Below are 15335 nucleotides of genomic sequence, written 5' to 3' on the forward strand. Positions count from 1 at the left end.
TCTTAAAGCAGATTAAAGCAAAAGAACGGTTTCCTAATCATTACCCGATGAAAGTGCAGATTTAACAGTCCCTGTTTCATTTTGCGGCGTTCTGCACAGCTTTGCTTATCAATAGGTAACTCGTTGATTTATAGTTTTGAACCAAAAAGAAACGAGTATGGCAAGAAGCACATTCAAGGTGCTGTTCTACGTGAATGGCAGTAAGGAAAAGAACGGAATTGTCCCCATCATGGGACGGGTTACAATCAACGGAACGGTAGCACAGTTCAGCTGCAAGCGGACTATCCCGAAAGAGCTTTGGGATGCCAAAGGGAACAAGGCAAAGGGCAAGAGTATGGAAGCGAGGGAGACTAATCTTGCACTTGACAACATCAAGGCTCAAATCATCAAGCATTACCAGCGTATATCCGACCGTGAAGCGTATGTAACGGCAGAAATGGTTCGCAATGCCTATCAGGGATTGGGCGGTGAGTATGAAACATTGCTCGGTGCTTTCGACAAGGAAAATGAAGTGTTCAAGAAGCGTGTCGGAAAAGACAGGGTCAGGGCTACCTATATGGCAAGGGTGCGGGCAAGAAACCATGTGGCAGCATTCATCAGGTCACATTACAAGCGGAACGACATCTCCATGCCTGAACTTACGCCCGACTTCATCAAGGAGTTCGCCGTGTTCCTTTCCAACGAAGCCGGACTGCACAACGGTTCGATATGGGAAAACTGCATGTGGCTGAAAGGTGTGGTGATGCGGGCACATTTCAACGGACATATACCGAGAAATCCGTTTGCCCAGTTCCATATAAGCCCGAACACGAAAGAGCGTGAATATCTGACGGAGAATGAGTTGAAAACATTGATGGAATTTCAGCTCAAAGACCCCAAGAACTCCTATCTCCGTGATATTTTTGTTTTCGCCAGTTTTACCGCCATCTCATTCGTGGATATAAAGGAATTAAGCAACAACCAGATTGTGGAAGTGAACGGTGAGAAATGGATTATTTCCAAACGACACAAGACGGGTGTACCGTTTCAGGTGAAGCTGCTGGATATTCCCTTGCAGATAATCGAGCGTTACAAGGCTTTTCAGGAAAACAATCTTGTATTCCCCAATCTCAACTATTGGTCAATATGCAAGCGTATGGGAAAGATGATAAAGGAATGCGGCATCACCAAGAAAATCAGCTTTCATTGCTCAAGGCACGGGTTTGCGACCCTGGCTCTCAGCAAAGGGATGCCAATTGAGAGCGTCAGCCGTATTCTGGGGCATACGAACATTGAGACCACGCAAATCTATGCGAAGATAACCGTGCAGAAATTGGATAATGACCTCACGATGCTGGGCGACAAGCTGAGCAAATCATTCGGGAACGTGAAAATGGCAGGGATATGAAACGGGAAATAATCACAACGGACAGCTATGGTAGAATTACCATACCATCTGATACAGGCAATATATGGATGAATGAAATGGAGCTGGTAGAGCTGTTCGGGGTAATCGCCCCGACGCTCCGTGCCGCCATTCGTGCCGTGTACAAGTGTGGAGTTTTGAATCCTCTTGAAGCTGAAAAACGTATCAAGCTGCCCAACGGCTATTATGCGGACATGTATGCCTTGCCGATGGTGGTGGCACTCGCTTTTCGCATTGACACGTCAGGTGCCGCAACGGTTCGCAATGCACTGCTGGAAAGATTGTGCCGACGAAAAGAAAAACAAGTCCTGCTGGTGTCAGTGAATAACAGAATGCCGAATAAATGTTAGAATGAACTTTTTATGTTCAGTCATTTGATGATTAACGGTTTAATCTGACGTAGTGACGACATGAAGTCATTAAATCCGTAAATCAGTGCGTCAGTCAATCTGTAATTATCTGCAACATCCAGTCCCCGAAGACGTGCATATTCCACGACTTCGGGCTTTTTTATCTCCTTTTATCTGAAAGAGCCACCCGTTTATACTGCATTTTCTTTTGGCATGACCTATTTTGCGCCGTTCCGCATAGATTTGCGTATCAAGATTTTACCGACACTTCCGTAGCTTTGCAACCATGTTTAACCCGTTGCCGACAGAATGTAGGCAGCACTAAAACCTGTATCAAGAACATGAAGAAAAAAAGGAATCATTTGCGTAGGTACAATTCTCTACAAGATTGTGAATCGGGATTGTCATTATTCGCCGATAAGAGGAATAGGACGTTACTACACGGTAAACAAAATACAGCTGGAAAAATTCTGATATTTTGATGAGATGATGAAAGTATATATAAAAATAAAGAGAAACAGAAACTTACGTCTTCATCAACCTTTCAACAAGAGAATCGGGCTGATGAAAAGAGAAAGAACACACCGCACTCTACATCACTTTTCTTTTGGTGAGCGGTTTGATGAAACGATGATGAACATATATCATTTAGGTTATCAGTTTATTATCCTGTCAACTCATCAATTCATCGGATTTTCATCCGCCAACAAGTTTGCGGGACAAATGGATGGAAGGAAATGCCACTATCCGCAAGCTGGTCGGTCGGACATCCGACCTGCCTGTTGTCCGACCAGCCGACAAGGGAAGGCGTATCATATCAATGAAAAGAAAAGAGCTGCCTATACAGCTGGTACTCTCACAGGCTTTTGAGAACAGAAAAGCCATAGCTCAATAGGGCGTTTTCTTCACGCATTACTCCGTAACGCTAAAAACACCCTATCGAGCCAAAGGGAAATCCCTTTGGAAACCCTGTGCAAACGAGAGCAGAAGACAAACTCGTTTGGATTATGCCGAGTGCTGCAATGGTTCATTTGCATAATAAACCCAGTGAGCCGATGCCACAGGCAGAGAGAAGAAACATAACGATAACCGCAAAAACAGTAATGATATGGGATATTTTTCATTGGACATTAAGAAGGCAAAGGGTACATCGGACACCACGCAGTCCGACCATATAGAGAGAAAGATAATATCTAAAAACGCAGACCCGACAAGAACACATCTGAACAGGGTGCTTGTCGAATACCCTGATGGCGTTCACGGCAGGGATGAAGCGATTACCCACAGGCTGAACACGGCAGGCATCAGACGGAAAATCACGCACGACCAAGTCCGCGTTGTCCGGGTGGTTTTGTCGGGTACGCACGAGGACATGATGAACATACAGGAAAAAGGAAAGCTCGACGAATGGTGCAACGACAGCATCCAATGGCTGCAAGCCACATTCGGCAAAGACAATGTGGTTGCCGCCCATCTGCACATGGACGAGAAGACTCCACACATCCACGCAGCCGTTGTTCCCATCGTAATAGGTGAAAGGCGCAAAGCCAAGAAAGAACAGACGGACGGCAAGCGCAAGTACCGCAAGAAAACAAATTCCGTCCGTTTGTGTGCCGATGACCTGTTCAACCGCCAGACCTTGATTGCCTACCACGACAATTACGCAAGGGTGATGACGAAATACGGATTGCAACGTGGGGTACGGGGCTCGGAAGCACGGCACACTACCACCATGCAGTATTATCGGGACTTGAAAAAGAAGAATGAAACCCTTGAAACCGAAACCAGACTATTGCAGGAGAAGAAGACCAAAGCGCAGGAGGAGTTGAGACAGGTAAAAGTGGAAATCCGCACCGACAAGTTCAAAAGCGCAGCCACCGATACGGCAACCGCCCTTGCAAGCAGTGTGGGTTCTCTTTTCGGAAGTGGAAAAATGAAATCATTGGAACGTAGGAACGAGGACTTGCAAGACCGCATCCTTGAACTTGAAGACGAAGCCCGACAACGGGAACGGCAACAAGCCGAACAGATACAGGAGATAAGAAACGCTTACGAGCAACAGCACCGTAAGCTGTCGGAGTTTACAGATTTTGTCAGACGCTACTTTCCGTATGTGGAGAAGCTTATACCTGTGGTAAACTTCCTACGTGAACGTTTGGGTTTCAATGACGGAATAATCAGAAGACTGTGCGAGTTCAAGGAGGTCGGAATAAAAGGTAAACTCTATTCTTCCGAGTTTAACCGAAGTTTTGATACCCGACATTCTGTCTGCTCCATCAAACAGGATGAAAGCGGTAAATTCGATTTCAAGATAGACGGGGTTTCACATGTGAACTGGTTCAGAAAGAAGATGAATGAGTTTAGGGAAGCCATGGGAATACCTAAGCAGAAACAAGATAGAGGTATAAAACTATAAATCAAAGGAACGGCCGTAATAATCTGCCTGTATTGAGCGGATTATCACGGCTTTTTTATACTTTTGCAAATGGATTGAGACAACTCTGTCCAAAGACATATGAAAATAGAAGAAGCGTTATGCTCATCTTGTACTTGAAAACGTAGGAAATTTTCAATTAGATGCAAGGATAGCATAGTGGTTCTCACGCATATAGCGTGGGCTGCTATTGTTACATCTGCATCTATGGTTTCCTACGACCTTCAAGTAAAGAGTGTGGCATACAGTTCCACGCTTTTTAGTTTAGCCTTATGGTGACAAATATGAATAACATAAAATGGAATATAAATGATATTAACTGCACAACAGAAGCAAGCAATGATAATGATTGAAAAGTTCATTGCAGATAAAGATAGCCAAGTATTTATTTTGAAAGGATATGCAGGTACAGGTAAAACGACATTGATTCGTAGTATTGCAGATTATTTATCTACTCAATCTTTACATATTCAGTTAATGGCTCCGACCGGACGTGCTGCAAAAATATTACGTTCTAAATTACCAAATTATGGTGCTTCTACTATTCATAGGGGAATCTATAATTTTTCTCATCTAATAGTGGAAGAATCTGAAGGAACACTTAAATATATATTTCCACTTAAAGATAACCACGAGAGGTGTATTTATATTATTGACGAAGCCTCCATGATTAGTTCTCGTGAATCAAAGAATGAACTTTTCCAATTTGGTACAGGAGTATTAATAAAGGATTTACTTAGTTATGCAAGATTAAACTTCGGTGGAAAGGTAATTTTTGTTGGTGACCCTATGCAGTTGCCTCCCGTAGGTGATGATTGTTCTGTTGCATTAGATGAAACTTATTTTGATATACTAGAAATGAATGTATATTCTTATGAGCTCACAGACATTGTTCGTCAAGATAAGAATAGTTGTATTTTGGCTAATGCTACAATACTTCGTGAGTTGATTCGGAAAAAAGAACGAAATCGCCTTGTGTTCAAGAAAAAGGAACATGAAGTAATGGATATTGGAGCAATGGAAGTTGCTAAGAAATATTGTGAAGATCCAGAACAATCGTCTGCTATAGTTTGTTTCTCAAATCAACAAGCAGCTGATTATAATACGGCTATTCGTAATATAATATTTCCTGAAACGAATCATGTGGCGGTAGGAGATAAATTGATGGTAGTATGCAATAGCTACTATTATGATAAATGTGAATTATTGAATGGTGATATCATAACTGTAGTAGAAACATCAAATGATATTATCTCTCAGTCTGCACCTATTTGGACTGAAAAAAATGGGAGAAAAGTAAAAGAAATCATTACGCTTGATTTCAGAGAAATAAGTTTTCAAGTAGAAGATGGTAATATTTATAAACGCTATATTATTGATACATTACTCCAAAACAAGCGACCTTCACTGACAATTGACGAAATGAAGGCTCTTTATATCAATATGGTAATGCGTATGCGTACGGAGAAAGGATTGACTAATCCTAAATCTGAAGAATTTACTAAGGCAATGTGGGGAGACCCTTTCTACAATGCTCTTCATGTAAAGTACGGTTATGCTTTTACATGCCATAAATCACAGGGTGGTGAATGGAATACAGTTTATGTAGATTTTTCAAGACGCACAGGGCTTGATGTGGATAGCCTTCGTTGGAAATATACAGCGATAACTCGAGCTTCTAAGATGTTATGGTGTATTAATCTTCCTGATGTAACACCTATTACATCTCTTAAAATAACCCCTATCAATAAAACTGCAAAAACAGCTGTTAATGCTTTATCTTTTGATAATATAGAGGATACACCTTTTCATCCTTCATCAATATTACCTTCAGTAAAATGTAAATATTGGTCTGTTGTAAAGAATATGAATGGAACTCTATATTCAGTAAAGAACGTTATCTGTAAACCTTGGAGAGATATTTATGAAGTAAATACACCAACCGGTATAGTAAGAATTGATGCAATATATAATGGAGCAGGTCTGTTTACAAAATATGAAACAGATGCCAATGACACTGAGTTGTTGTTTTTCTTCCAGAATGATGAAAATATCAAATATAAAATAGACTATCATCCATCTTTGGAGTCATTAAAGATGCTACATAGTCGCATGATTTCTTTGTGTGATGAATGTGGTATCATATTAACAAATGTGGTGGAAGAACATTACCAACTCGTATATTATATGAAAGCTTCTGGTAATTATGCTGCTATAACTTTTTTCTTTAATGGGAAAGGGTTTATTAACTATGCTGCTCCACTTTCTGATATCGGAGAAGCTGATATTAAACTGTCACAACTCATAGAAAAATTAACATAATAGAAGAATACTAATGTCTGTAAAAGAAGTAACATTATTGCGTAAAAGTGGTAATCTAAAAGAAGCATATAAGATGGCCATAGATGATCTGAAAGAAGATAGGAATAACCCATGGGCACAAATGTCTCTCTTTTGGGTTCTGCGTGATATATGTCAGCAACTATGCAATAGAAACGCCATAGATAAAGCTAAAATTTGCTTGAAAGAGATGTCTTCATTACTTCCTACAATGGTGGATGATAGTGGCGCAGGAGAAAGAGCTTATACTAATTTGTATAAACGATTGCAACCTAACGCTGATGCTATTTCAAAAGCATCCGAGCTATCAAAAAATGATCCTTCAAATGCTTATGTTCAGGTAAAGAATTATATTGACTCTGCAAATGATGTAGATTCAGCTTTGCATGAAGAGTTAGGCTGGATAATTTATCGTTATATCAAGGCTAAAATTTCAAATTTGACATCGTTGGAAATAAGAACGTTGCTAAAAGACTATATGTATCTTAGGAATGAACGTCCTTCAATGCTTCATTCTCAAATATTGAACTTTGCTTTGAGTTTCTCAAAAGAACATTCTGATTTTAGTTTTTACCGTTTCTTTATGCTCTGGGAACCAGAAAATTTACGTTATGAAGATTTGAACAAGGGCTATTACAATGGTAGTGAAATTCCCTCGCTTATTTCTCGTATATGTCGTCAAATTGTAAATAGCGGCGAGGATATTGATGTCGAGATGCTGTGTGAAAAGATAAATCTCCCAAAAACAGAAACACTTGACCTGTTACGTGAACCGCAGTTTTGGGAAATTATGAATCTTCATAAAGAAGGTAAAATGCGTGAGATGTTTGAAGCTTTTACTGTCTATAATAAAAGAAACGCCGTTTATGGTGCTTCTCATTGGCATTCTGAAGTGTTGAAAATTGCAGAGCGTTACATGAATGGTCAAGAAACATGGAGATTTATTTACTTTTTTAGAGATTGGAGATATGAAAACCTCATGGATGCTGATTGGAAAGAAGAAACAGATAATAATGGTAACACTTATAAACCTTTGGCTGTTAAAGCAGCAAAGAAGTGTTATGAATATCTCAAAGAATCACACCCAAGAGATGCAGAACTAGTATCTTGGTTAGATTCATTGTATAATGTTCTTATTGAACGTGCTAAAAAAGATGAATGGATATTAAGACAACGAGCAATAATATATACATGGCAACAGCAATATGACCTTGCTATCAATGTGTACAAATCTTTATTACTTGAAATGAGTGAAAAATACTATGTATGGAGTGAATTGGCAGATTGTATACAAGATAGTAATGAATTAAAGATAGCATTGCTTTCTAAGGCTTTACTTGTTGAACGAAATGAAGATTTTCTCGGCTCTATTCATTTGACTTTAGCCGACCTGCTTATAAAGGAAGAGCTAACATCTGAAGCCTTATGCGAATTGAATATATATAAGAAATTTCATGAAAACACTTCCCGGAAATACCAAGAATATATTGAACGAGTCGACATATCAGTTATTCCGCCCAATAATAATAAGCTATTGTATAATAGATATGCCACCATTGCTGAAGAGTACGCTTTTTCAGAAATTGAAGCAAAAGAGGTTACGCTGGTGGATAGATGGGAAAAAGACGGAAAAACTTATTGCACTCTCACAAATGGGGTAGACGTTATATTTCAAGTGAATGTAAAGCGGTTTCCTTTTTTGACGAATGCGATATTTGGTTCTGTTTTTAGAGTAAAGTGTCATGTAGATAAAGAGGAAAAGCAAATTCAGACAAGTTGCTTCTCTTGGAATAAAACAAAAGTGACAGAAGCTAAATATATACCTCTTTGCATGCATAAGAGTGAAACAAGGCTATGGATGGGACTTCCCCAAAAGTTTGGATATGTAGAATATTTGAATGAAGAGAAGAAAATTTTACATATTGTAACGCAAGATTCCCAGCAAATATTTCAAGCTTTTAAAGAAAAATGGGGCACTATTTCAAAAGGGGATTTTGTCAGTTTCAGAGAATATACTATTATAAAAAAGAATGAAAACAAAGTAGTTATTGCTAATGTAGAAAAAGTAAATAAAGAAACTGCTTTACCGAATTTTAATTCTGGTATTGTGGTCGTTGACGATATAAACATACAAAAAAAATTATTCCATTACACTTTCGGTCAAGGAAAAATTGGAGGTATCGTATTCTTTAATGATACGGATCTTCGTCCCGAAGTAGGACAATGCTTGAAAATATTCTATTGTGTAACAAAAGACAGGAAAGGTGAAAAAAGGCCTATTGTACTTAATGTAGAAGAAACTGCAGAAATAAACACAAGTGCAATAAAGACAATTCAAGGTCACTTAGAATTAAAATATAAAAATGGTTCTTGGGATGATTCTCCTGATTTTGCATTTATTGGTGATTACTACGTTCATCATTCTATTCTTTGTGAGTATAATATCACGAAAGACTGCTATGTTACTGCCGATGTTATATATGCTGGACAGGGTAAATGGAAAGTTATAAAAATACATCAATAGAATTATTTGACAAGAGACAAAATATATCCTATTTTTATTGCTTGCCAAATAATTTTTATACCTTTGCAATAATAAAGAGTTACTTGAATGCAATTCAAGGCAGAACATAGCATATGGCACAGTTGCTAATTCATTACCTCAAAATCGGGTAATTCTCCTAAAGTCTTTTGTATAAGGCACTAACAGAAGTTTTCCAGAATTACAGAAATTTATTGTATGGCGGACGATTTTTACAAGAAATCTATCTGTAAGCATCTGACACACCTTTTCTCTTCCAAGCGTGTGTGTCCCACACGTTTAGACAGCATACGACAACGACTCGGTTGGAAGATTCTATTTTACATCGCTCTAAAACACATCCAGCTCAGCCATGCTCAGGGCCCTGCTTCCTCCTTCTGTGGACGTAATGACAATCCTGAGATACCTTCCTTCCACTTGCTCCTTGAAGTAATGGAAACGCCGGGTAGGGTCGTTCACCAGATTGCCGAACGTGAAATCACCGGCCTTGCTCCACTGCTTGCCGTCCGAACTGACCTCAACGGTTCCGCCGGTTATCATCCCCTCTTTGTGTTCCTGCTGCGGAGTATAGGCAAAACCACTGATAGGCTGCTGTCTTCCCAAATCCAGGCAAAATGTTGCCGGAAGACTGACCTGCCCGACCATCCAGTACGTAGCCGGTTGCTCATCGAAAGCTGCTTTTAGCGGATGTTGCGCGTCTTCGGGAACGGAAGCCGATGCCTTCCAGTCCCTTTTGAGCAATCCGAACCGTTCCTCGCAGACCGGACCACGCTCTTCACCCTCAAAGGCTGCCGCCTTCAACAGGGCATTTTCCACCAATACGGGTCCCGTATAGACCGGCGATGTGGAGTCCGGTACACTGCCGTCCGTCGTGTAATGAACCCGGACGCCTTCGGGCAACTCACCGGCGATGTGCACCCCACCGTCCACCTCTCTCCACATCCGGAGTTCCGGCAGACGCTGACGGTAGTAGTGAGCCGACACACGACTGATTACAGGAGAAAGCCTGGATGAGGTAATCCTGACTTGCAGCTTTCCGGTCGTCACTTCAGGGAAGCGCAGGATGCGTTTATAGCCGATATTGGTGCCGCGAGCTATCTCTTTCCACTGTCCGTCCATCCAGGCGTCAAGGGTATGCTGTTCCACCCGTTCACTGCCTGTGCGCACCGCCTCCTGCAACACGAAGCGGTTCAGTGTAATCGGTTCGGGAACGGCAATGACAAATTCTTTCACAGCCCCATCCAGCAACAGACCGGTGTCCTCATTCCCATCCAGCACTTCTCCCGGTCCGTCTGCACCCTGCAATAAATCCAGACCATACGTCTCACGTATACGGCTGCCGACCTCCCTCAACACGGAGACATCGGCTGACGAGAACCTGCCTTTGCGGTTAGGCGGAATGTTCAACAGAAAAATCGAGTTGCCTCCTACCGCCCGCTCATACATGTCAAACACGTCGTCCGCCGTCCTGACACGCTGATGGACATCATCCCGGTAGAACCACCCATCACGAATCGAAGTGTTGACTTCCGCCGGCTGATAGTGCAGGTAGTAAGGCCTTTCTCTCGACAGCAGCACGTGCCGTGTCCCCAAATCACCGTGCAAGTCGCGGAACTCTTCCTGGGATGCAGGGTCCTCATCGTATGCCCCGATCACATTCCATTCGCTTTCACGCGTACGCCCGGCTTCATTGCCGCACCACCGCACGTCTTCCCGTCCGAAAATAGTCGCTTCGGGTGCCAACGTCCTAATCAGCTCACGCCATGCCTTATAGTTGTATTTCTGCCCTCCTTTCCGCCTGGGGTGAGCGCCATCAAACCAGACCTCATGCACAGGACCGTACTCCGTAAGCAACTCGAACAGCTGATTCAGGAAATACTCGTTGTAATCGTCCACCACAAACCTGAACCGCGTCTGATTCCTGAAAGGTCGGCCAGGTACTTCTCTGGGGATTGTACGCAGGGTCGGGGTACTCCCGTTCCCATACAGTCCGTCCGGGCTCTCTATCTGGAAAAGGTCTGCCGGAGACAAGTATATGCCCAACTTCAATCCGAATTTCCGGCAAGAAGCCGACAGTTCCTTCAGCACATCGCCCTTTCCGTCCCGATACCCGGTAGCCATGATTCCATGACTGGTATAACGGCTTTGCCACAACACGAACCCGTCATGGTGCTTCACGGTAAGAATGACCATCTTCATGCCCGCCGCTTTCATTGCCTCACACCACTGGTCCGTGTCCAGCTCCTTCAGGTCAAAGGTCTCGGGACTCTCCTTCCCCGTTCCCCATTCCATCCGGGTAAACGTGTTCGGGCCGAAATGGACGAACGCAATGAATTCATTGTTCAAAGCTTCCCACTGATTGGTTGTGGGCACGACATGCGCAGCTTTGGCCATGACCTCATCGCCCGTGTCCGTAACCTCGACCCGGATTGAGTTACACACCTCCCTATCTTTCTCCTTTTGAGCATACAAAGTGACAGACAGCAACATGAATGCCACTAGAATCTTTTTTCTCATCCTGTTCGTTTTATATGTGCCAAAGGTAACACTATTATCTCGCATCCAGAATCAAATCAACTCCCAAAAAACGTGACCTTACGAAAATGAGCGAGAAAGGTTATCATATTCTACCTTCCTCGCTCATAATCGCCTGTATCAAGCCGATGGGCTAATACAATCTGAAGTCAATGTCTATTGTCATTGTGTTGGGAGCATCATCGTATGTCAATGTTCCTCTAAGATTTCCTTCAATACCCGGCCATCTGTGTCCGACATATTTGACATCTATGTCTTTCATGCGACCGTTGTCTGCCCACGGGACCTGTGCTTTTCGTTTAGCTTCCTCTGTCACTGTGAACATCCTCCACATGGCATAAACCGGATATCGCTGTGTCGGATGGTAAACCTTGGTCACTTTCTTATTCAGGTCTTCCACCGTAACATAGCATGTATTGTAAGTTTTAATCTTACCCTTATCGTCGGGAGAGTAAATGACAGTGTTGGTCAGCTCGACATCATCGATATGCAGAAAAAGTGTAACGATGGAATCTTTCGTTTCCAGCAGCTTTACCTCCCAGTCAAACTTCGCAGGAGTATCGCTCTGATCATTACTGATGAAATCATACATGGATTTGTCGATAAGCCTATGTTCATTTACGTCATTCATGAACACATCTTCACCATTCACCTTTCCCTTAACATAACTTTGATGATAGATGGGCTCTTCCGGTTCATTATCATCTGAACAGGAGGTTAGCGAAAAGAAGGATATAGCAGTCCATACAAGTGCATATCCAAGTCTTGATACTTTCATAGTAGCGCTTACTTAAATAGTTACGTTTATCTTATTCTTACAGGCGCAATAACCAATTCGACCGCACCTGTATTGAGTGCATGCATTTCGTAGCCTTTCGAGTTCACCTCTTTGTCAGAAACGATAATGGGATCCGTAAAGTTAAAGATGGCACCTCCCAGATCATCTTCCCGGCTGGCACACATGTATGAGTTGGTACATTTTTTCATGGATGCTATCTGCTTGCTAAAGCCCAAATTAGTAGGATTGTCGTACACGATATGATCTATCGCACCGTCCTCTGTCAATTTGCATACATAGTTGGCTATATAAGTCTCACTCATCTGCTGTTTGGATCCATTGCTGCCTCCGACAACCTTTATAAAGAAATTTTCAGGAAGATATGACAGGTCCCATAGCTTATTCAACCACATATCCCTTTTGGATACATCGACCCATTTTCCTTTCAAGTCTTCAACTCTTGTCGAATACCACCACTTATTATGTCTGAATACAGTCGAATGTTGATGCCGCACTTTCAATTTACTGATATAAAAAAGGTCTTGTCCAGAAACAGACAGAACCTTCTCCTCTCCTCCACCTGTACCGGCATAAACATAAATCACAAGTTCGAAATAACCGTTTGTCCACAAATCCTTCACTACCTGCTCTGTCGACGGACGCTCGGACTTATAAGATACATTTTCCTTCAAGACCGAATTCTTGTTTTCACCATCAACAACATAAACAGGCTGATTGACAGCAATCCTAAACATGAACAGCTTTTCCCGGATATTCAAATTATAGCTTCCATGCTGACTATGTTCCGGTGAAAGCCCATAATAGATATATTCCCGATCAATCAAATTTCCATTCTTTTCCGTGATTTTCAACTTTGAAAGTTCTAAGATATCCGAACAGTCCAGCCAGCTGTCATAATCAAGAATGTTGCGATAGTTGCACACCAATAAGGGATATTGGCAGTTTAGCAGCTCCTCGGTTCTTTTGGAAGAATCTATTTTTGAGTTTATCAGCAAGGCTCCGATAGCAACTCCTTCCGGAGTGAACCCGATAACGACGATATATTTCCTGCGGCTATCATATTCGTCTTTCAATATCAGTCCATCTTCTTCATTCAGAGAAACATAAATAATATCACCAACCTTCACTGATGACATATCTACCAGTTCTGCTTTGGCTATTGCCGCCTTCAGTTTTCCAAGCGTACCGGTTTAGTCGTCCATAAGATTTTAGGATAAAGCGTTTTTGACGATTTGTTTTTCACGGATGTAATCTACCATTTCCTTGGTTGCCTTTCCGGCTCTTGCGATATCTATGATGGTGATGAAATTCTTTTGAGGGTCATCCTGGATACGTGTCATTGCTTCTTCCCATGCCGAGTCATGCGACAGGTCTGACAGGTCATAAGGGTCTGTATCCTTATATTTTGCAATAGCTGCATCAAGGCAACGCTTGTCCGCCCCTGAGATGTAGTCCATATCAGGTTTTACGGAAGTATAGACTTTCTTGTCACGTACTTCCATGCCGGAAAGGAATTCATCAAAATCTCCTTCCAAAGGCTTTCCCTCTGCTATTTGCAGTGCCTTGTAAGTGTAGGTCGGTACAGGACCATGCCTCAATGCTCTGAAAGAGTCTTCCACAAGTACTTTCCCGTATTTGACAAGATGATCCTGCTGGGCAAAATAAAGTATCTTGAATAACTTTATATAGTCCACTCCCTGAGGAAAACTCTGCATGATGTAGAGTAATACTGCCTTTATTTTTTTAATCTGTATAACAGTCTTCATTTCATCTTATTCAATTGCTTTGCAAACATACAACTAATTTATTGAATAATACGCTCGTAACCCGGGAAAATCTAAATTTGAGACGGGGCTATGCATACTTCCAAGTCACTACTGTCCGCTTTTTTATAACGCTCTACCTTTTTCCTTGCTTCTTCAAGTTCAATATTTTTGCAGCCCCAAAACGAGCTTGTCCCCTCATGGATAGTTGTGCTATCTTCAATGATTACGGCATTAGGAGGGAGGGATTTTAGCTTGTTTGCAAAATCTGTATTCTGACATTTAGCCCATATAACGTATAACATCCATTCAGCTCTGAACGAATCCCAATCAGCTCTTATTAATTCTTTGTTAGTATTCTTCACCTTCTTCTTTGCTGTATAGCCATTCTTCTCATATAACAGCTGATTTTGAATGCGTTTATGTTCTTCTGTATTATGCGAAAATTGACCGCAAAGATATGTCGATTCTGAGGTATAGAACATGTGTCCATGTAGGTTAAACGGATAACCCGAACATTGGTTACCTAAGTCTAAGATAATGCCATCTTTAGTGTCGGATGCTGTTTTGAAAGCCCAACAATCTACCTTAGTTGCATCATGTGTTTGAATGAGCTCAAAGTTATTGACATTAAATTCATAGTTGTTTTCACTTATTGAATTTTTTATCAACTTTCGATTCTTCTCATTTAGAGCTTTGATTTCCTTCACTTGTTTTGGTAGAACACTAGTCTCATACTCTATCTGTTGCACTAACTTCTGTAATTGACGGAATGATTTAATCTTGATTATCTCATTATCATATTCTATATATCCTTGTACCCCAACTGTGATAGGAGTTATAGCATCTTCCATTAATTCTGATATAGGAATGTTCAAACCATCAGCAATTTTGACCAATAACTTATGGCTAAGAGGATATTTCCCATTTAGGATTTTGGATATTGTTTCATGAGCTATACCGCTTCTCTGTGACAGTTCCCTTTGGCTCATACGAGCCTCATCCATAATTCTCTTTATATTGTCTATTTCTCTCATAGTGATATAAAAATCAATATGGATGTAAATATATGAATTTTTAATCAACTTGAATATACAAAAATAGCGCAAAACAGATAAAAGTGAATATCCATTTTGCGCTACATATTAAATTTTCTATGTAAATAAT

The 15335-nt window shown here is 41.3% G+C and carries 10 protein-coding genes and 1 pseudogene; 6 read left to right on the forward strand and 5 right to left on the reverse strand.

Annotated features, from left to right (window positions below; genetic code table 11):
• Nucleotides 1-157: 157 nt before the first annotated feature.
• The 6 genes from M3087_RS07330 (at nt 158) to M3087_RS07355 (ending at nt 9053) form a co-directional block, all read left to right on the forward strand.
• Nucleotides 158-1387, forward strand: coding sequence for a site-specific integrase (locus M3087_RS07330; RefSeq protein ID WP_249094721.1), 1230 nt, complete (start codon nt 158-160; stop codon nt 1385-1387).
• Nucleotides 1384-1755, forward strand: coding sequence for a hypothetical protein (locus M3087_RS07335; RefSeq protein ID WP_087208182.1), 372 nt, complete (start codon nt 1384-1386; stop codon nt 1753-1755). The genes M3087_RS07330 and M3087_RS07335 overlap by 4 nt, the downstream gene beginning before the upstream one ends.
• A 564-nt stretch (nt 1756-2319) precedes the next feature.
• The gene (locus M3087_RS07340) at nt 2320-2625 is read left to right on the forward strand and encodes a hypothetical protein (RefSeq protein WP_249094723.1); all 306 of its coding nucleotides are present in this window, start codon (nt 2320-2322) and stop codon (nt 2623-2625) included.
• Between the two features lie 238 nt (nt 2626-2863).
• Nucleotides 2864-4171, forward strand: coding sequence for a MobV family relaxase (mobV, locus tag M3087_RS07345; RefSeq protein ID WP_249094725.1), 1308 nt, complete (start codon nt 2864-2866; stop codon nt 4169-4171).
• A gap of 327 nt (nt 4172-4498) precedes the next feature.
• Nucleotides 4499-6511: an ATP-dependent RecD-like DNA helicase gene (locus tag M3087_RS07350; protein ID WP_009018055.1), complete on the forward strand. Its 2013-nt coding sequence runs from the start codon at nt 4499-4501 to the stop codon at nt 6509-6511.
• 13 nt (nt 6512-6524) lie between these two features.
• Entirely contained in the window at nt 6525-9053 is a 2529-nt protein-coding gene (locus M3087_RS07355; RefSeq protein ID WP_249094727.1) for a tetratricopeptide repeat protein, read from the forward strand.
• 348 nt (nt 9054-9401) lie between these two features.
• Here the strand turns inward: M3087_RS07355 and M3087_RS07360 are convergent, their stop codons facing one another.
• From M3087_RS07360 to M3087_RS07380, 5 genes and pseudogenes are all read right to left on the reverse strand, one after another.
• Nucleotides 9402-11588 carry an alpha-L-fucosidase gene (locus tag M3087_RS07360; protein ID WP_249094729.1) on the reverse strand — a complete coding sequence of 729 codons (2187 nt, stop codon included), beginning with the start codon at nt 11586-11588 and terminating at the stop codon, nt 9402-9404.
• 151 nt (nt 11589-11739) lie between these two features.
• Nucleotides 11740-12384 carry a hypothetical protein gene (locus M3087_RS07365; RefSeq protein ID WP_249094730.1) on the reverse strand — a complete coding sequence of 215 codons (645 nt, stop codon included), beginning with the start codon at nt 12382-12384 and terminating at the stop codon, nt 11740-11742.
• 842 nt (nt 12385-13226) lie between these two features.
• Nucleotides 13227-13577: pseudogene (locus tag M3087_RS07370) on the reverse strand (hypothetical protein); the annotation flags it as partial.
• A gap of 36 nt (nt 13578-13613) precedes the next feature.
• Entirely contained in the window at nt 13614-14171 is a 558-nt protein-coding gene (locus M3087_RS07375; protein ID WP_022383619.1) for a Panacea domain-containing protein, read from the reverse strand.
• Nucleotides 14172-14242: 71 nt separating this feature from the next.
• A complete protein-coding gene (locus M3087_RS07380; protein WP_249094732.1) occupies nt 14243-15205 on the reverse strand; it encodes a helix-turn-helix domain-containing protein in 963 nt (320 codons plus the stop codon).
• Between the last annotated feature and the right edge of the window lie 130 nt (nt 15206-15335).

Source organism: Mediterranea sp. ET5, assembly GCF_023337025.1.
Lineage (GTDB): Bacteria > Bacteroidota > Bacteroidia > Bacteroidales > Bacteroidaceae > Phocaeicola_A.